Genomic DNA, 18,614 nt, shown 5'->3' with positions numbered 1-18,614 from the left:
TATAGTTATGTTACGGTAAAGATAAAGTTATTACTAAAACTTTTAGTTTTAAAATGATTAATAACATTAACATAACATAGCCTTTATTATTAAGTATTTATAATTTACTCAAAATCAAGCACCAACTACCCTTCTGACTTTCAAAGCTTTAATAACTGTGTTATTAAAATGTAAAACTATAGCTTAAAAAACAAAAGAACGATAATTACTACAAAATTCTCCTTATCTTTAGTACCTAACTTTTTAAATTATAACTATGAAAAAACTTTACACTTTACTTTTTACTTTAACAATTATGATGTCCGCTAACAGTGTTTTGGCACAGGGAATGGAGACTTTTACAAATCTTGGTCTCTCAGGAACGTCTTATGTAGACGGATCTTTTGTGGGTGACGATGCAGTAACTTGGAACTACATCCAATGTAGAGATGATAATGAAGACAACAACAATTCTGGAATTGACGGTAAAGGGATTATGTTAAGACGTATTTCTGACAACAGTGCAATTTCTGCTCAATCAGGAGCTAATGGTGTTGGCGCTGTTACCTTTAAACTTTACAAAGGTTTTACTGGTGGTGGTGACAGACAAGTTGAATTATTTGTAAACGGAACGTCTTACGGAACCTCAACACCTTTTGACGACTTTACTGAGCATGTTTTTACCGCAACTGGTATTGACGTTACAGGAGATGTTGTTATTGAAATTAAAAACATTACTAGCAAGCAAGTTATTGTGGATGATGTGACTTGGTCTGCATCTGGACAAGCACTATCTACAGATAGATTTGAAGCTACAGAATTTGCAATATTTCCGAATCCTACAACGCAAGGTTTTGTAACTATCAAAACTGCATCAAGCCAACCTACAACGGTTGTTGCTTTTGATGTTTTAGGAAAACAAGTTTTAAATACGGTTTTAAAAACTAACCGATTAGATGTGTCTGACTTAAATGCAGGTGTCTATATTTTACAACTAACACAAAACGGAACTACGACAACTAAAAAATTAGTGGTGCAATAATTATTAAACCTTAACATTTTTAAAGCGTTGCTAATAGCAACGCTTTTTTTATTTTCAATACTTTTGTGTTTTATAATAACATGACCCTTACAAACGACATATTTAACATTACTTCAGACACCCAATTTAAAGCTGCAGCTTTAGAGGTGTTCCGTTTTCAGTTTGAAAACAATAACATTTATCGCTCGTTTTGCGATTTACTATATGTTAACCCGAGTGATGTTTCAGAATTACATCAGATTCCTTATTTACCCATTCAATTTTTTAAATCACACGCCGTTTTAAGTTCTAAAGCCCCTATTAAAACAACGTTTACTAGTAGTGGTACCACAGGACAAGTTACAAGTAAGCATCACGTCACTGATTTAAGTGTGTATGAGGCCAGTTTTAAAAAAGGGTTTGATCACTTTTATGGCAACATAGAAGATTACACCGTTTTAGCACTATTGCCTAATTATTTAGAACGCGAAGGCTCATCCTTAGTGTATATGGTAGACCATCTAATTAAAGATTCTAACAAACCAAAAAGCGGGTTTTATCTTAACAATTTAGAGGAATTAAAAGACACTTTAATAGCACTAGATACAGCTGGAGAAAAAGTGTTACTAATAGGCGTATCTTTTGCACTTTTGGATTTAATTGAAGCCCATACTTTTAGTCTTAACAACACTATTATAATGGAAACTGGTGGGATGAAAGGACGACGCAAAGAATTAATACGAAAAGAATTACATACTATTTTAAAACAAGGTTTTGGTGTGGATGCTATCCATAGCGAATATGGTATGACCGAGTTATTAAGCCAAGCTTACTCCAAAGGACATGGTGTTTTTAACTGCCCGCCTTGGATGAAACTATTAACTAGAGATACAGAAGATGCTTTAACCGTTTTTGATAGCCCAAAAACAGGCGGTATTAATGTTATTGATTTAGCAAACATTAATTCTTGTAGTTTTATTGCTACTCAAGATTTAGGAAAAACATACGCCAATAGAGACTTTGAGATTATTGGTCGTTTTGACAATAGCGATATTAGAGGTTGTAATTTAATGGTTTTGTAAGGCCATTAAAAAACCACGACTAAAGACTTATGAAAAAGAAAAATTAGTTTTAGTTGATTAACTGATTTTATAAAAAAAAGCCTGCTTAAATTTAAGCAGGCTTTTTTTGTGACCGATTATAATTAAATCGCTTTAATTATAAAGGTGCTTTTCTTACCTCTATTAATCACAATATATTTATCGTTAATTAAATCCTGAGTCGTAATTGTATACACATCTGTTACTTTATCTTTATTTACAGATACTGAGTTTTCTTTTAATGCACGACGCGCTTCTCCGTTACTTCCTAAAAAGTCAGTCTCAGCAGATAATGCCGCAATCATATCTAAACCAGCTTCAATTTTATCCATTGACACCTCAGCTTGTGGCACACCTTCAAAAACGTCTAAAAACAAGCTCTCATCCAGTTGTCTAATTTCATTTTTAAAATCTTTACTAAATAATATACCTGATGCTTTTATAGCGTTATCTAATGCGTCTTTAGAATGTACAAACGTCGTTACCTCTTCAGCTAATCGTTTTTGTAACGCTCTAAATCCTGGATTTTCTTTATGCTCTAATATTAACGCTTCAACAGTTTCTTTATCTAAAAAGGTAAAGATTTTGATATACTTTTCTGCATCTTCATCAGAACTGTTTAACCAAAATTGGTAAAATTTATAAACACTAGTCTTATCTACATCTAACCAAACATTACCACCTTCACTCTTACCAAACTTACTACCGTCTGCTTTTGTAATTAACGGGCAAGTCATAGCGTAAGCCTTAGCTTTCTCGTCACCTACATTCATACGTCTTACTAACTCTGTACCTGTAGTAATGTTTCCCCATTGGTCACTTCCTCCCATTTGCAGTTTGCAATTCATGGTTTTGTGTAAATGGTAAAAATCGTATCCTTGGATTAATTGGTAAGTAAACTCTGTAAAACTCATTCCTACATTACCTTCTTCTCCTGACAAACGTTTTTTAACGCTATCCTTAGCCATCATATAGTTTACTGTAATACGCTTACCAACGTCACGTGCAAAGTCTATAAATGAAAAGGTTTTCATCCAGTCATAATTATTAACTAAAACTGGAGCGTTTTTAGCGGTAGAGTTAAAATCTAAAAATCGTGATAACACGCTTTTAATTCCTGCAACGTTATGGTTTAAAGTTGCTTCGTCTAATAAGTTACGCTCGTCACTTTTTCCTGACGGGTCACCAATCATTCCTGTTGCACCACCAATTAAAGCCACAGGTTTATGTCCTGCTTTTTCTAAATGTACTAATATTATAATTGGCACTAAACTACCAATGTGTAACGAGTCTGAAGTTGGATCAAAACCAATATAGGCAGAGGTTATCTCTTTATCAAGTTGCTCTTCGGTTCCTGGCATGATATCGTGTACCATCCCTCTCCATCTTAATTCTTCTACAAATGCGTTAGCCATTTTAGTGTGGTTTTAGTTTTGAATTGGCAAAGATAAAAATCGTGTTATAAACTACATACAATATCTAATATTTATTACCTTCGGGATATGATTTTAGTTACAGGAGGAACTGGTTTGATAGGCGCACATTTATTATTTAAATTATTAAATGATAATCAATCTGTACGTGCTATTTATAGAACTGAGAAAAAATTTAAAACGGTTAAACGTATTTTTAGTTATTACACTAAAAACCCAGAGGTCCTTTTTAATAAAATTGATTGGGTTGAAGCTGATTTAAATGACATTCCATCCTTGACAGAGGCATTTGCAGGTATAGACTATGTTTACCATTGTGCTGCATTTGTTTCTTTTGAACCTAACAAATTTGATTTATTACAGAAAACCAATATTGAAGGAACTGCTAATATTGTCAATTTTTGCATTGCTGAAAAGGTAAAAAAACTCTGTTACGTGAGCTCAATTGCGGCTATTGGAACGCCTACTATTGCAACTAACCAAATTACTGAAGACACAGAGTGGAATCCAGAATTTGATAATAGTGTTTATGCTATCACTAAATATGGCGCGGAGCTAGAAGTATGGCGTGGGACGCAAGAAGGGTTAGATGCTGTAATTGTAAATCCTGGAATTATAATTGGACCTGGCATTTGGAATTACGGAAGTGGCTCTTTAATTACTATGGTTAATAAAGGCATGTCTTACTACACAACAGGAAGCACTGGATATATTGATGTGAATGATGTGGTTAATTGTATGGTACAATTATTAAATAGTCCTATAAAAAACGAACGCTATATATTAACCTCAGAAATACTTACGTTTAAAGATTTTATATACAAAACTGCAGCACACTTAGATGTTACACCTCCAAAAAAGGAAGCCTCTGCAGTATTATTAGCTATTGGATGGCGTTTGGATTGGTTAAAACACAAACTAACAGGAAAGCGTCGTATATTATCTAAACAAACAGCACAATCCGCTTTGTCCACCAGTCAATTTAGTAACACTAAAATAACAGCTGCTTTAGACTACACATTTAAAACCATTGATCAAAGTCTAAAAGACACCATCGCCTGTTTTAAAAAACAATAAATACGAGGTTATTCTTTCTTTAAAGGCCCACTTGGTGCTTGTGGCTTTTTTTCAAACTTTTTCTTTTCTTTCTTTAGCTTGTCTTCTTTTATTTTTTGTTCAGCCTTATAACTAGTTCTTAAAACCTCAAGCCTTTTTTTAACAGTAACGTACATCTCGTTATATTTTTCAATATCGTACGCATAATAATTATTACTATTAGCGAATTGAGCGCTATCTATTTTATGTTTATTGTAGATAAAAGTATCAGGAACAATCCCTCTATTTTCTAATTCTCTTTTGTTAATACCTTTAGCCGAAGACATAATTGTTAAATCCAATAAGACATCCACCATTTTATCCTCGCTTAATAAATTTGCAGGTTTTTCTGGCTTTTGCACACCATAACACGACACAAAAAATAAAACGATAAGACTATATAGTAAGATGTTTGGTTTCAAAATAATTATCTATTAAAAGTTAAACGCTTAGCATAATTTGTTTCGTAAAACTTAAAGTTTTTATAAGCCAAACCACCATTTACAAATGTATGTGTAATTCTAGATTTAAACGTCGTACCCTCAAACGGAGACCAACCACATTTATATAAGATATTATCTTTATTAACCGTCCATGGATTATTAAGATCTACCACTACTAAATCTGCATAATACCCTTCTCTAATATACCCGCGTTTTTCAACTTCGAATAAAATAGCTGGATTATGGCAAAACTTCTCTACAATCTTCTCGATAGATATATCTCCGTCATGGTACATTTCTAATAATGCTGGTAATGCATGCTGTACTAACGGTCCTCCAGAAGGCGCTGATGTATACACGTTAGACTTTTCCTCAAACGTATGCGGTGCATGATCTGTTGCAATTACATCAATTTTATCATCTAATAAAGCCTTTAATAATTGTGCTCTATCATTTTCTGTTTTGACTGCAGGATTCCATTTTATTAAGGTTCCTTTTTCGTCGTAATCTTTATCACTAAACCAAAGGTGGTGTATACAAACCTCCGCCGTAATTTTTTTATCTTTTAATGGTGTTTTGTTATCAAACAACTCCGTTTCCTTTGCTGTAGATAAATGGAACACATGTAAACGCGCTCCTGTTTTCTTAGCTAACTCTATTGCTTTAGAAGATGAGATATAACATGCTTCTTCACTTCTAATTATTGGGTGAAAATTAACCGGGATATCATCACCGTAACGTTCCTTATATATATCAAGATTTTTTTTAATAGTTGCTTCATCTTCACAATGCACAGAAATTAATAAATCTGTACTTGTAAATATTTTTTCTAAAATCTCTGGATTATCTACTAACATATTCCCAGTAGAAGATCCTAAAAACAACTTTAATCCGGCAACCTCTTTTTTATTAACCTTTAAAATTTCTTCTAAATTATCATTAGTTCCACCAAACATAAACGAATAATTTGCCCATGCTTTTTTAGACGCAATTTCAAACTTATCGTTTAACTTCTCAATAGTTGTTGTTTGCGGATTAGTATTTGGCATCTCAATAAAAGATGTAATACCTCCAGCAATAGCAGCTCTTGATTCGGTTTCAATATTTGCTTTGTGTGTTAAGCCAGGCTCTCTAAAATGAACTTGATCATCAATAGCTCCAGGAATAACATATTTTCCTTCAGCATCAAAAACGTTGACATCTGCTGATTTTGCGCTGATAGACGCGCCTATTTTAGTAATAAACTCACCTTCAATTAAAATGTCCCCATTAAAAATTGTGCCTTCATTAACAATCTTTGCATTTTTAATAAGTGTTTTCTTGTTGTGCATCTTCTAATTGGATTTGAATAAACTTTTAAACTTCATACTAATAACTCCAAAAATAGCTTCAGAAATTATACTAGAACTTAATTTGGATTCTCCTTTTGTTCTATCTGTAAAAATAACTGGTACTTCCACTATTTTAAACTTTTTAAGGTAGGCATTAAATTTCATTTCTATTTGAAATGCATACCCAACAAATTTTATTTGCTCTAAATTAAGTTGCTCTAACACTTGTCTTTTATAACAAATAAAACCAGCGGTTGCATCCTTAACTTTCATCCCGGTAATTAACCTCACGTACATTGATGCACCATAAGATAAAATGACACGACCTAAAGGCCAATTGACAACATTAACACCTTTAACGTAACGAGAACCAATTGCTATATCAGCCTGACCAGTATGACAAGCCTCGTACAAACGTGTTAAATCTTTTGGATTATGAGAAAAATCTGCATCCATCTCAAAAATATATTGGTAAGCTTTATCCAAACACCATTTAAAACCATGTATGTAAGCGGTACCAAGACCCGATTTTTCTTGTCTAACTTCTAAAAACAATCTATCAGGAAACTCCTTTTGTAATGCTTCTACTTTTTTAGCCGTTTGATCAGGAGAATTATCGTCTACCACCAGAACGTCATATGCTTTTGGAAGTGCAAAAACAGCTCTTATAATAGCTTCTATATTCTCAATTTCGTTGTATGTTGGTATAATAACTACAGCGTCCTGCATCAATACTATTTAAAATTTAAGCAAATGTACATTTTTATAAAATTACTTAATTATAAAAATTACTTAATTATTTATCGTTTTGATATTAAAAAACAATAATTTTATCCCATGCTTAGAAATAGTAACAGTGTAGATGTTTTAACCCTAACCTTACTAGGTTGCCTAATTATAGTGGCCTTATCTAAGATGTTGTTCCCTAAGCGATTTAACCAATTTGCCACTTTACTTTTTAATAATAGGTATATTAATCAATACAATAAAGACCAACAAATTGTTGACACATTTGAAGGGCTTCTATTTGCAAACCTGATAGTAAACTTAGGTATTATAGTCTATTTATTTTTACAGAACAACCAAATAAGTACTGCACCGCTAAACCTATTTATATATACGGCTGCTATTGGACTATTTATTATTGTCAAAGTTATTTTAGAAAAACTAATTTCTAACATATTAGCAATAGGTCCAATTATAGATAAATACAACTTCCAACAGATCAGTTTCCGAAACTTTGCAGGACTACTATTACTACCTATAAATGCCCTATTAATTTATACTGTTACACCAAACAACACTATGCTAATAACAGCCTTAGCTATACTGTTTTTGATTATTATTTATGGGGTGTTTCTATTTATTAAAAACAATCTTAATACCTTTAAAAAGAGCTTGTTTTATTTTATTTTGTATCTTTGCACTCTCGAAATTGCACCTTATATTGTTTTATATAAAATTATTACAAATAATAAGGTCTAAATTAAATGATACACCATATGAAAGTGAAAACCATTTTAGTCTCACAACCAGAACCTAAAATAGAAAATTCGCCATATTTTGATCTTTCTGAGAAGCAGAAAGTTAAAATTGACTTCAGACCATTTATTCATGTTGAAGGTGTGCCATCCAAAGACATCAGACAACAAAAAGTAGACTTAAATAACTACACCGCTATTATCTTAACCAGTAGAAATGCAGTCGATCACTTTTTTAGAGTTGCTGAAGAAATGCGTTTTAAAGTGCCAGATTCTATGAAGTATTTTTGTCAGTCTGAGGCTGTTGCCTATTACCTGCAAAAATATGTAGTCTATAGAAAGCGTAAAATTTATGTTGGAAAACGAAATTTTGCTGATCTATCCCCATTAATTAAGAAGTATAAGGACGAAAAATTTTTACTACCTACAACGGATAAATTAAAGCCAGAAGTACCGGAAATATTAAACGGTTTAAATATAAATTGGAAAGAAGCAGTATTTTATAAGACTGTAATTAGCGATTTATCTGACTTAGAAAATGTTACTTATGACATTTTAGTATTTTTTAGCCCAAGTGGTATAGAATCTTTATTTCACAACTTTCCTGAGTTTAAACAAAACGACACTAAAATTGCCGTATTTGGAAACACAACTATTAAAGCTGTAGAAGAAAAAGGGTTACGTGTAGATATTGCTGCACCTACACCAGAAACACCATCAATGACTATGGCGCTTCAAAAATATATTGACAAAGCAAATAAAGGTAAATAAACCTTTAATTTTTATACAAAGTAAAAGCGCTAATTGAAATTTTCAATTAGCGCTTTTTTTATTTAGATAAGTGCGTCTAACTTTAAAAAAAATTCAAAGCACCTTAAAAACTAAGTTAATACCAAGTTACAAACCTTTAACATAGGTCATCAAAACTTTAAAGCCTTATTACAGTATCTAAAACTGCCCTTTAAGTGTATCACTATCAAAAATGTTTTGCAAAGTAAAAGCGCCAATTGAAAATTTCAATTGGCGCTTTTGTATTAACACTTTATCTATTACTATTCAGCGTAACGTTGTGGTCCACCACGTCTAATTTCTTCGCTTGCATAAGATTCAAACTTCTCAAAATTCTCTCTAAATGCATTAGCTAGTTTAAATGCTGTTTTGTAATATGCTTTATGATCACTCCACGTAGCTCTTGGGCTTAACACCTCATCTGGTACACCTGGACAACTTCTAGGTTGCGCAACACCAAATACAGAGTGGATATGGTAATCTTTATAATTATACAGACCTAAATCTCCGTTAAGTACCGCGCTAATCATAGCTCTAGTATACTTTAATTTAATTCTGCTTCCTACACCGTAAGACCCTCCAGTCCAACCTGTGTTAATCAACCAAACGTTTACGTTTGCATCCTTCATTTTCTTGCTTAACATCTCAGCATATTTAGTTGGATGTAAAGGCATAAAAGGTGCTCCAAAACAAGCAGAAAAACTTGGTACAGGCTCAGTAATTCCAGCTTCAGTACCAGCTACCTTTGCAGTATAACCAGATATAAAGTGAAACGCTGCTTGTGCAGGTGTTAATTTAGATATTGGAGGTAATACTCCAAAAGCATCTGCAGTTAAAAAGAAAATATTTTTAGGGTTTTCTCCTGTAGATGGTACTCTAATATTTTCAATATGGTTTATTGGGTAACTAACACGTGTATTTTGTGTAATAGAAGTATCTTCAAAATCTACTTCTCCTTTGTCATTCATGATAACATTTTCAAGGATAGCACCTTTCTTGATTGCTCCAAAAATTTCTGGTTCTTGTTCTCCTGATAAGTTTATTACTTTAGCGTAACACCCTCCTTCAAAATTAAAAACAGTGTTTTCTGCAGTCCAACCATGCTCATCATCTCCTATTAAACTTCTGTCAGGATCTGTAGATAAGGTTGTTTTTCCTGTTCCAGATAATCCAAAGAAAATAGCTGTATCACCATCTTTACCAACATTGGCACTACAGTGCATTGGTAATGTGTTTTTGTATACCGGTAAGATAAAGTTAAGTGCAGAAAAGATTCCTTTTTTAATTTCACCAGTATAACCAGTTCCACCAATTAAAGCAATTTTTCTAGTAAAGTCTAAAATCGCAAAATTATGCTGACGTGTTCCATCAACTGCAGGATCTGCCATAAAACCAGGTGCGTTAACAACGGTCCATTCTGGATCAAAACCTTTAAGCTCTTCTTCTGTTGGTCTTAAAAACATGTTATAAGCAAACATGTTACTCCATGGATACTCATTAATAACACGAATGTTTAATTTGTAGTCTTCATCAGCACAAGCAAAACTGTCTCTAACAAAAACCTCTTTGTTAGATAAGTAATCTGTTACCTTATCATAAAGTTTTTGAAACTTATCAGCATCAAAAGGGATATTAATATCTCCCCACCAAACTTTATCTTCAGTAACACTGTCTTTTACAATAAAACGATCCATTGGCGATCGCCCTGTAAATTCACCTGTATTTACCGCAATAGCTCCTGAAGAGGCTACTTTACCCTGTCCTTTTTCTAGGATAGCAGCTTGTAATTCCTCTGGTGATAATTGGTATTTTACTTGAGCATTTCTGATTCCGTATTGTTCCAACGCAATCGTTTTCGTAAATTGGGTATGGTCTACCATAATTTATGTTTGTTGTGTATGTGTTGTTTGAGTTGCAAAGTTAAAATTAATAAGATAATAACGCCAAACAAAACTCAATTATTCTGTTTTAAGTCTCAAAAAATTTATCAACAGTACTATCCAAGCTATAATTAAAAACAAACCTCCTATTGGCGTCACAAATGCTATAGACTTAAAATCAAAACCCGTCAAAACATTTGTTGCTAAACCATAAATTGAACCTGAAAAAAGGATAACACCTACTAATATTAAATAAAAAATAGTGCTTTTAGCTTTCTCTGTCAGCACTTTTTGGCTAGCCACAATCAAAAGTAACAGGGCATGATACATTTGATATTTGACCCCTGTTTCATAACTTACAATAGACTCCGGAGACACCAAACCTTTCAAGCCATGTGCACCAAACGCACCTAAAATTACACTTAACAATCCAAGGATTGTTCCTAATATTAACATTTTCTTATTCATAATAAATTATATAATTCGCAATTAACCCCGTATAAATTTTCTACATTCGTAATTCAAAAATACTCAACAAATCTCATTATGCGAAAGATTTTAGTCATAGGTTCAGGAAAATCCACTTCATATTTAATTAAATATTTATTAGATAAATCAACCACAGAAAATTTACAAATTACCGTTGGTGATTTAAACATAGAAAGTGCTAAAAAAATGATTGGTACTCATGCCAACGCTTCAGCAATTACTTTAGATGTCTTTGATGCCAACTCTAGAGAAACAGCGGTTAAAAATGCCGATATTGTTATCTCTATGTTGCCAGCACGTTTCCATATAGAAGTTGCAAAAGACTGTGTTACTTTTGGAAAAAGCATGGTTACTGCGTCTTACGTCAGTGAACAGATGCAAGCACTTGACCAAGCTGCAAAAGACAAAGGATTAGTCTTTATGAACGAGATTGGTGTAGATCCAGGATTAGACCACATGAGTGCTATGCAAGTTATTGATGGCATACGCGAAAAAGGTGGTAAAATAATCCTTTTCGAATCCTTTACAGGAGGTCTAGTAGCGCCAGAAAGCGACAACAATTTGTGGAATTATAAATTTACTTGGAACCCAAGAAACGTAGTTACTGCAGGTCAGGGTGGTGCTGCAAAATTTCTTCAAGAAAACACGTACAAATACATCCCTTACAACCGTTTATTTAGACGTACCGAGTTTTTAGACGTCGATGGGTTTGGACGTTTTGAAGCCTACGCCAACCGTGACTCTTTAAAATACCAAAGTGTATACGATCTAAATAATGTCAAAACATTATACAGAGGGACCATGCGTCGTGTTGGTTTTTCTAGAGCATGGCAAGTTTTTGTTGCCTTAGGGATGACAGATGACAGTTACACAATAGATGATAGTAAAAACATGAGCTACCGTGATTTTGTAAATGCCTTTTTACCATACAGCCCAACAGACTCTGTAGAGCTTAAATTTAGACATGCTTTAAAAATAGATCAAGATGATATTATTTGGGACAAATTTTTAGAACTAGACATTTTTAGTAAGACAAAAATGGTGGAATTAGACAAAGCAACACCAGCCCAAATTTTACAAAAAATACTATTGGACAGTTGGACCTTAGACCCTGAAGACAAAGACATGATTGTAATGTACCATAAGTTTGGATATGAGCTAAATGGTAAACAACATCAAATTGACGCCACTATGGTTACCCTTGGAGAAGACCAAATGTATACCGCAATGGCAAAAACCGTTGGACTACCCGTAGCTATTGCAACTTTAGCCATATTAAACGGTAAAATAACCACCCCTGGTGTACAAATACCTATTACAAAAGAAGTATACACACCAATCTTAAAAGAACTAGAAGACTACGGAATTACATTTAAAGAAACCGAAGTCCCATATTTAGGCTACAATCCTTTAAACGTGTAATATTTGGGCGTTACCACACAAAACTTACAAGGTTTTTGGACCTTGTAAGTTTTATTTAGGTCAGGCTATCCGTTATATCTTTTTTGCTTTAAATAGCAAAAAAGGATGCCACTTCTATCCTTAACGCATCAACCCAAAGGGCGTGCAAAAATCAAAGTTTTAGTTTCAGTTTAAAATAGTTTACTTAAATTTATCTTTTAAACTATAACTTAAACAACTTTGAAAACCACAAACAATAACATTATTATAGACGGTATTGATAAAAAGATACTTCGTGCCTTAATGCAAGATGCCCGTACACCTGTTTTAGAAATTGCACGACAAGTTGGTATCTCTGGCGCTGCCATACACCAAAGGTTACGTAAGTTAGAAAAGTCAAAACTTATTGCTGGATCTAAATTTGTTATAAACCCAAAAGTATTAGGCTATACCACGATGGCATTTGTTGGTATTTACTTGGACAAAGCTATGAGTAACCCGGAAGCTGTTAAACACTTAAAAAAAATACCAGAAGTTTTAGAGTGCCATTACACTACAGGTAACTGGAGTATTCTTATCAAGATATTATGTAAGGATAACGAGCATTTAATGCACCTACTTAACAACGACATACAAAGCATAGCAGGCGTATCAAGAACAGAAACCTTTATATCCTTAGATCAACAGATTGAAAGACAGATAAAAATCTAGTTTTAAATAACCTATAAGCAAAAAAAAACACCTCAAAATTTATTTAAAATTTTGAGGTGTTTTGCGTTAAGGATTGAACGGTCTGTCTGAGCTCCTCGCAGAGAGCGAGTAGTGAAAGCCTGACCTATTTTAGCTATTAAAAGCTAAAACAGGTAACGCCCAAATAGTGTTTAGTCTCTTGACATAAATATTCTAAGTACATACCAGAATAATAACATTAAAGAGGCAAATAAACCTAATGCTGCCGGAATATAATCTTCTGTTGTGTACTTGTCTTTTATTTGTGACGTTTGATATAGTATTGATCCTGCTGCTAATAAACACATGGCTCCAGAGAACCATAATCCTAAGTCAAAACCAAATATAGCGCCTGCTATTATTAACCCTAGTGCTATAAAAAACCCGATAGTTAATCCTGCTTTTAAAAACGAAAAATCTTTATTAGTCAACATAACTACCGCTGTTAAACCTGTAAATAAAGCAAGGGTTACTAATCCTGCTTGTTGCAGTATCTCTGCTCCAGAATCCATATAAGTAGTCGCAATAAAAATCATAGGGATAAAAATAAAGGCTTGTGCTAAAATATAAATAGCATAGGCCAAATATTGCTTGTTTTTATCTCCAGTTTTCATTGCTGTACTTTCCGCATACGTCGTTACAAACATGAAACCTCCTAGCAGCAACAACCATTTGATACCAGTCGCCATAGACATCATGAACTTTACAATAGTATCACTTTGTAATAATAAATATTCAAATAATACAAATGCTAAAACACCACCCGCTACATGGGCATACGTTTTTTTGTAAAATGCGGTTCTGTCTGCGTCAGAAACAAGACTTAAATGTGTGCTTGCGCCTTGATAATTGTCATGATTATTTTCCATAAAATGTTAATAGTATTAATTGGTTACTCAAATGTAAAAAAAGAAACCGAATTTTAATTATGTTGTTGTCTAATTATCTTTTAATCGCGTCTTCCTAAAATTTGCATGGCCCAATATAACAACGATGCTAATGCACCAATAGCTGCTACTAAATAGGTTCTGGCTGCCCATTTAAGTGCATCTTCAGAACCTTTATACTCTTCTGGCGTCACCATATTTTTAGCCTTTAACCAAGCTAATGCACGGTTACTTGCATCATACTCTACCGGTAATGTTACAAAACTAAATAAGGTTGCAAAACCCATCATTACTAAACCAGCAATGGCTACATATTGTCCTGCTGCGCCCATAGCTTGACTTGCCATTAAGACCAATCCTCCCATAATAACCCATTGTGACATTTTTGATGTGACTTGTACCACTGGCACTAATTTAGAACGCATGGTTAAATAACTGTAAGCTGTGGCGTGTTGTACAGCGTGACCAACCTCATGAGCTGCTACTGCTGCTGCTGCTGCATTGGCATGACCATAAACAACCTCGCTTAAATTAACGGTTTTATTTGTTGGATTATAGTGGTCTGTTAATTGTCCTTTTACAGAAATAACCTCTACATCTCTTATTCCATTATCGGCAAGCATTTTTCTTGCAATCTCCGCTCCTGTCATTCCGTTGCGTAAATGTACTTTAGAGTAAAACGCAAACTTACTTTTAAGTTTACCGCTTACTAAAGAGCTAATTAAACCTATAGCTCCGATTAGTATAAAATACCCCATTTGTCCTGAAAACATATTCTTTTAATTTTAAAGTTGATATTATAAAGATAGCAAAAAGTGAGCCAATGTATTAGCGCGATACTTTGTCAGTTATTGTTTAAAAATGATAAAAGGCATTTTCTAAATGCTCGATATTAAATTGCTTATTCTGTTTTACAATTGCAATAATATCAAAACGGACCTCAACATCTAATTTATTGGATGATACATAGTGGTCTGCAGCAGTTACTAAACGTTGTATTTGTTTGGGTTTTACAAAGTCTTGAGGATTACCAAAAGTAGATGTTGATCTTGTTTTGACTTCTATTATTGCCAAAACATCTTCTTTTTGGGCGATAATATCAACTTCGGCTTTATTAAAACGGTAATTACGTTCTAAAATAGCATACTTATTGTCTATTAAAAAATCTACTGCTAATTGTTCGCCTTTTTCTCCAAGCTCATTATGACTAGCCATCTATTGGTCAAATACTACTGTCGATTTAGTTTTCTCAACTTTTAATGAGACGTCTCGACCTAGGATTAATGCTCTGTTATCTTTTTCGTGTCCTGCTGGCATATTAAATGCAATCGGAAAATCATAATCGGACAACGCATCCAAAATTAATTGCTCAATAGACGTCCCCCAGAGTGTTGTGTTTTTTCGCATTCTGCTCATATCTCCAACAATTACACCTTTACAATTATCAAAGTACCCTGCACGCTTTAAACTTTGTAACATACGATCTATATGGTACTTATATTCGCCAATTTCTTCAATAAACAAAATCTTTCCTGAGGTGTCCAAACTTTCTTTAGACCCTAACATGGTATGTAAAATAGTTAAATTACCACCTACTAAAGGTCCTTTTGCTTCTCCCGTTTTATTATAGGTAGACCCTTTTAAAGTGTAACTTAAAGGCTGACCAAAAATGGTATTTTTAAAGGTGGCAAGACTTTGCTCAATATCCGATAAATTAGAAGGTAAACTAACAGCCATTATAGCGTGCAAAGTTTGCACTCCTAAATTATGTATTTGATTATGTAGCGCAGTAATATCACTATACCCAATAACCCACTTTGGTTGTTTTAAAAACTGAGTATAATCTAATTTATCTAAAATCCTTACGGTACCATAACCGCCACGAGCAGACCAAATAGCTTTTATTTTAGGGTCATCCAAAGCACTCTGAAAATCTTCGCAACGTTCTTGATCTGTCCCCGCAAAATGATCTGCCTGACTAAATACGTTTTTACCAATTACAACATGAAGCTTCCAGCTTTCTAAAAGTTTTTTAGCGCGATTAACTTCGTCATTTCTATTTTTTAAAACACCAGAAGGTGCAACAATAGCAACAGTATCTCCTGCTTTCAAATAAGGTGGTTGTATCAATTTAGTTTCAGTTTTATTTTGTGCTGACGCTGCATTATTTCCGAAGAAAAAAATAGCACAACACATAATCAGTAGTAATCTCTTTTTTGCCATATTGTAAAATTACATTTTTTTTCTAAATGGCTATCAAATTGCGTATTTTTACGGCTTCAAAAGAAAATAAAGATGTCAAAAAGATATACAATTACTGCTGCATTACCATACACTAACGGACCAATACATATCGGCCATTTAGCAGGTGTGTACGTGCCAGCAGATATTTATGCTAGATACAAACGATTAACGGGTAACGATGTTGCTTTTATTTGCGGTAGTGATGAGCATGGTGTGCCAATTACTATAAAAGCAAAAAAAGAAGGCGTTACTCCGCAACAAATTGTGGATAGATATCATAAAATTATAAAAGATTCTTTTGAAGAATTCGGTATTACTTTTGACAATTACTCGCGTACATCTGCAAAAATACATCATGATACTGCTTCTGAGTTTTTTACAACCTTATATGATAAAAATGAATTTGTTGAAGAAGTTTCAGAACAATTATATGATGCAGAAGCTAATCAGTTTTTAGCGGATAGATTTGTAGTAGGAACATGTCCAAAATGTGGAAATGAAGAAAGTTATGGTGACCAATGTGAAAACTGTGGAACTAGTCATAACGCTACAGATTTAATTAATCCTAAATCTGCTATCACAGGAAACGTACCAACATTAAAAGAAACAAAACACTGGTTTTTACCTTTAAACAAACATGAAGCGTTTTTAAAGGAATGGATTTTAGAAGGCCATAAAAAAGATTGGAAATCTAACGTTTACGGACAATGTAAGTCATGGATCGATGATGGACTAAGACCAAGAGCCGTAACTAGAGATTTAGACTGGGGTATTCCTGTACCTGTGCCTGGAGGCGAAGGAAAAGTACTTTATGTTTGGTTTGATGCGCCAATTGGTTACATCTCATCTACTAAAGAATGGGCTGCTAGAGAAGGAAAAGATTGGGAACCATACTGGAAAGATAAAGACACTAAATTAGTACACTTTATTGGTAAGGATAATATTGTTTTCCATTGTATTATTTTCCCTGCTATGCTTAAAGCAGAAGGAAGCTATATTTTACCTGATAATGTACCTGCCAATGAGTTTTTAAACTTAGAAGGTAAAAAACTATCGACTTCTAAAAACTGGGCGGTTTGGCTACCAGACTACTTACAAGATTTCCCGAACCAACAAGACGTCTTGCGTTACGCTTTAACAGCAAACGCGCCAGAAACTAAAGACAACGATTTTACTTGGAAAGATTTTCAAGCAAGAAACAATAACGAGCTAGTAGCAATCTTCGGAAATTTTATTAACCGTGTGGTTGTTTTAACTAACAAATATTACGAAGGCGTAGTCCCTACACCTTCTGCTTTTTCAGCAATTGACCAAGAAACTTTAGCAACAGTAAAAGCATACCCTGCAGTTATTGAAAGCTCTTTAGAGCGTTACCGTTTTAGAGAAGCAGGACAAGAGTTAATGAATCTTGCTAGACTTGGAAACAAGTACTTAGCAGATGAAGAACCTTGGAAACTAATAAAAACTGACGAAGCTAGAACACAAACCATCATGTATGTTGCGCTTCAAATAGCTAGCGCTTTAGCAACCTTATCAGAACCATTTTTGCCATTTACATCTACTAAACTAAAAACAATCCTTAATACTACAGAAAATGCTTGGAGTGATATTTCTACTAAAGACGTATTACTACCTGCAGCACATCAAATAGAAAAAGGTGAGCTATTATTTAGTAAAATTGAAGACGAGCAAATACAAGTACAGTTAGACAAATTGGAAGCTAGCAAAAAAGCAAACGAAGCTGCTAATAAAATAGTCGAGCCACAAAAAGAAGAAATTAATTTTGATGACTTTACTAAATTAGATCTGCGTGTTGGAACTATTTTAGAAGCTGAAAAAATGCCGAAAGCAAAAAAGCTTTTAGTATTAAAAGTAGATACTGGTATTGATGTCAGAACCATCGTATCTGGAATAGCAGAACACTTTAAACCTGAAGATGTCATTGGTAAAAAAGTAACCGTTTTGGTTAATTTAGCGCCAAGAGCACTACGTGGTGTTGAAAGTCAAGGTATGATTTTAATGACTGAGAACGCTGAAGGTAAATTAGTATTTGTAAATCCCGATGATGCTACTGTTAATAATGGGTTTCATATTAGTTAATGGTATCTTTTGATTAAGATTAATAATGAAATCAACTTTAAAAAAAGTAAGTATTCCTCCAAAAATAAAAAAAAAATAAATTTACTTTTTTTTCACCAGTTTAGATACTATCGTTTTAATTAAAGTATTTCAAAATAAAAATAAAACCTCATAGCTTAAAACTGTGAGGTTTTTTTGTTATTTTTCAAATAAATATCGCAATATCAATAAAA

18 protein-coding genes are annotated in these 18,614 nt (G+C 33.5%); 8 read left to right on the top strand and 10 right to left on the bottom strand.

Annotated features, from left to right (window positions below):
• The first annotated feature begins 256 nt into the window (after positions 1-256).
• Together ACZ2G2_RS07235 and ACZ2G2_RS07230 are read left to right on the top strand one after the other, a co-directional pair.
• The gene (locus tag ACZ2G2_RS07235) at positions 257-1,021 is read left to right on the top strand and encodes a T9SS type A sorting domain-containing protein (protein WP_272022232.1); all 765 of its coding nucleotides are present in this window, start codon (positions 257-259) and stop codon (positions 1,019-1,021) included.
• Between the two features lie 80 nt (positions 1,022-1,101).
• Positions 1,102-2,082 (top strand): LuxE/PaaK family acyltransferase, encoded by a 981-nt coding sequence (locus ACZ2G2_RS07230; RefSeq protein ID WP_470394770.1) that lies wholly within the window; start codon positions 1,102-1,104, stop codon positions 2,080-2,082.
• A gap of 122 nt (positions 2,083-2,204) precedes the next feature.
• Here ACZ2G2_RS07230 and tyrS read toward each other — a convergent pair whose 3' ends face one another.
• Positions 2,205-3,515: a tyrosine--tRNA ligase gene (gene tyrS, locus ACZ2G2_RS07225; RefSeq protein ID WP_470394768.1), complete on the bottom strand. Its 1,311-nt coding sequence runs from the start codon at positions 3,513-3,515 to the stop codon at positions 2,205-2,207.
• Positions 3,516-3,602: 87 nt separating this feature from the next.
• Here tyrS and ACZ2G2_RS07220 point away from each other — a divergent pair, with 87 nt between their 5' ends.
• Positions 3,603-4,610, top strand: a complete 1,008-nt coding sequence (locus tag ACZ2G2_RS07220) for an NAD-dependent epimerase/dehydratase family protein (protein WP_470394767.1) — start codon at positions 3,603-3,605, stop codon at positions 4,608-4,610.
• 8 nt (positions 4,611-4,618) lie between these two features.
• Here the strand turns inward: ACZ2G2_RS07220 and ACZ2G2_RS07215 are convergent, their stop codons facing one another.
• Genes ACZ2G2_RS07215 through ACZ2G2_RS07205 form a run of 3 tightly spaced genes read right to left on the bottom strand, consistent with a single transcriptional unit; the run spans position 4,619 to position 7,131 of the window.
• Positions 4,619-5,050 carry a DUF4296 domain-containing protein gene (locus ACZ2G2_RS07215; protein ID WP_143067766.1) on the bottom strand — a complete coding sequence of 144 codons (432 nt, stop codon included), beginning with the start codon at positions 5,048-5,050 and terminating at the stop codon, positions 4,619-4,621.
• Positions 5,051-5,055: 5 nt separating this feature from the next.
• Entirely contained in the window at positions 5,056-6,402 is a 1,347-nt protein-coding gene (locus ACZ2G2_RS07210) for a dihydroorotase (protein WP_281846214.1), read from the bottom strand.
• Positions 6,403-6,405: 3 nt separating this feature from the next.
• On the bottom strand, positions 6,406-7,131 hold the full coding sequence (locus tag ACZ2G2_RS07205; protein ID WP_272022226.1) for a polyprenol monophosphomannose synthase: 726 nt from the start codon (positions 7,129-7,131) through the stop codon (positions 6,406-6,408).
• A 108-nt stretch (positions 7,132-7,239) separates the two neighbouring features.
• Between ACZ2G2_RS07205 and ACZ2G2_RS07200 the strand changes: the two genes are divergently transcribed.
• Both ACZ2G2_RS07200 and ACZ2G2_RS07195 read left to right on the top strand, forming a co-directional pair.
• Complete coding sequence (locus ACZ2G2_RS07200) at positions 7,240-7,887, top strand: DUF4271 domain-containing protein (RefSeq protein WP_470394764.1); 648 nt, start codon at positions 7,240-7,242, stop codon at positions 7,885-7,887.
• A gap of 17 nt (positions 7,888-7,904) precedes the next feature.
• Positions 7,905-8,654, top strand: a complete 750-nt coding sequence (locus ACZ2G2_RS07195) for a uroporphyrinogen-III synthase (RefSeq protein ID WP_090837367.1) — start codon at positions 7,905-7,907, stop codon at positions 8,652-8,654.
• Positions 8,655-8,935: 281 nt separating this feature from the next.
• Here ACZ2G2_RS07195 and pckA read toward each other — a convergent pair whose 3' ends face one another.
• Both pckA and ACZ2G2_RS07185 read right to left on the bottom strand, forming a co-directional pair.
• Complete coding sequence (gene pckA / locus ACZ2G2_RS07190) at positions 8,936-10,552, bottom strand: phosphoenolpyruvate carboxykinase (ATP) (protein WP_470394763.1); 1,617 nt, start codon at positions 10,550-10,552, stop codon at positions 8,936-8,938.
• Between the two features lie 78 nt (positions 10,553-10,630).
• Positions 10,631-11,020: a DUF423 domain-containing protein gene (locus tag ACZ2G2_RS07185; RefSeq protein WP_470394761.1), complete on the bottom strand. Its 390-nt coding sequence runs from the start codon at positions 11,018-11,020 to the stop codon at positions 10,631-10,633.
• Between the two features lie 78 nt (positions 11,021-11,098).
• On the opposite strand from ACZ2G2_RS07185, the gene ACZ2G2_RS07180 reads away from it, so the two are divergent.
• A complete protein-coding gene (locus ACZ2G2_RS07180; protein WP_470394759.1) occupies positions 11,099-12,463 on the top strand; it encodes a saccharopine dehydrogenase family protein in 1,365 nt (454 codons plus the stop codon).
• Between the two features lie 219 nt (positions 12,464-12,682).
• A complete protein-coding gene (locus tag ACZ2G2_RS07175; RefSeq protein ID WP_090836626.1) occupies positions 12,683-13,153 on the top strand; it encodes an Lrp/AsnC ligand binding domain-containing protein in 471 nt (156 codons plus the stop codon).
• Between the two features lie 170 nt (positions 13,154-13,323).
• Here ACZ2G2_RS07175 and ACZ2G2_RS07170 read toward each other — a convergent pair whose 3' ends face one another.
• From ACZ2G2_RS07170 to ACZ2G2_RS07155, 4 genes are all read right to left on the bottom strand, one after another.
• Positions 13,324-14,040, bottom strand: coding sequence for a Bax inhibitor-1/YccA family protein (locus ACZ2G2_RS07170; RefSeq protein ID WP_470394756.1), 717 nt, complete (start codon positions 14,038-14,040; stop codon positions 13,324-13,326).
• Positions 14,041-14,120: 80 nt separating this feature from the next.
• Positions 14,121-14,831 (bottom strand): zinc metallopeptidase, encoded by a 711-nt coding sequence (locus tag ACZ2G2_RS07165; protein ID WP_232782547.1) that lies wholly within the window; start codon positions 14,829-14,831, stop codon positions 14,121-14,123.
• Positions 14,832-14,913: 82 nt separating this feature from the next.
• Entirely contained in the window at positions 14,914-15,273 is a 360-nt protein-coding gene (locus ACZ2G2_RS07160; protein ID WP_470394754.1) for a YraN family protein, read from the bottom strand.
• Positions 15,274-16,281, bottom strand: a complete 1,008-nt coding sequence (locus tag ACZ2G2_RS07155; RefSeq protein ID WP_470394752.1) for a S66 peptidase family protein — start codon at positions 16,279-16,281, stop codon at positions 15,274-15,276. It abuts the gene before it with no gap.
• On the opposite strand from ACZ2G2_RS07155, the gene metG reads away from it, so the two are divergent.
• A complete protein-coding gene (metG, locus tag ACZ2G2_RS07150) occupies positions 16,282-18,402 on the top strand; it encodes a methionine--tRNA ligase (RefSeq protein WP_470394907.1) in 2,121 nt (706 codons plus the stop codon). It abuts the gene before it with no gap.
• Positions 18,403-18,614 lie beyond the last annotated feature (212 nt).

This window comes from Olleya sp. KKT75 (assembly GCF_055635485.1).
Note: the sequence above shows the minus strand (reverse complement) of the source record. Positions and strands in the feature narration are given on the sequence as shown.

Coding starts and splice junctions, on each gene's coding strand:
- ACZ2G2_RS07235 (WP_272022232.1), top strand. CDS start 257: ATGAAAAAACTTTACACTTTACTTTTTACTTTAACAATTATGATGTCC.
- ACZ2G2_RS07230 (WP_470394770.1), top strand. CDS start 1,102: ATGACCCTTACAAACGACATATTTAACATTACTTCAGACACCCAATTT.
- tyrS (WP_470394768.1), bottom strand. CDS start 3,515: ATGGCTAACGCATTTGTAGAAGAATTAAGATGGAGAGGGATGGTACAC.
- ACZ2G2_RS07220 (WP_470394767.1), top strand. CDS start 3,603: ATGATTTTAGTTACAGGAGGAACTGGTTTGATAGGCGCACATTTATTA.
- ACZ2G2_RS07210 (WP_281846214.1), bottom strand. CDS start 6,402: ATGCACAACAAGAAAACACTTATTAAAAATGCAAAGATTGTTAATGAA.
- ACZ2G2_RS07205 (WP_272022226.1), bottom strand. CDS start 7,131: ATGCAGGACGCTGTAGTTATTATACCAACATACAACGAAATTGAGAAT.
- ACZ2G2_RS07200 (WP_470394764.1), top strand. CDS start 7,240: ATGCTTAGAAATAGTAACAGTGTAGATGTTTTAACCCTAACCTTACTA.
- ACZ2G2_RS07195 (WP_090837367.1), top strand. CDS start 7,905: ATGAAAGTGAAAACCATTTTAGTCTCACAACCAGAACCTAAAATAGAA.
- pckA (WP_470394763.1), bottom strand. CDS start 10,552: ATGGTAGACCATACCCAATTTACGAAAACGATTGCGTTGGAACAATAC.
- ACZ2G2_RS07185 (WP_470394761.1), bottom strand. CDS start 11,020: ATGAATAAGAAAATGTTAATATTAGGAACAATCCTTGGATTGTTAAGT.
- ACZ2G2_RS07180 (WP_470394759.1), top strand. CDS start 11,099: ATGCGAAAGATTTTAGTCATAGGTTCAGGAAAATCCACTTCATATTTA.
- ACZ2G2_RS07170 (WP_470394756.1), bottom strand. CDS start 14,040: ATGGAAAATAATCATGACAATTATCAAGGCGCAAGCACACATTTAAGT.
- ACZ2G2_RS07165 (WP_232782547.1), bottom strand. CDS start 14,831: ATGTTTTCAGGACAAATGGGGTATTTTATACTAATCGGAGCTATAGGT.
- ACZ2G2_RS07160 (WP_470394754.1), bottom strand. CDS start 15,273: ATGGCTAGTCATAATGAGCTTGGAGAAAAAGGCGAACAATTAGCAGTA.
- ACZ2G2_RS07155 (WP_470394752.1), bottom strand. CDS start 16,281: ATGGCAAAAAAGAGATTACTACTGATTATGTGTTGTGCTATTTTTTTC.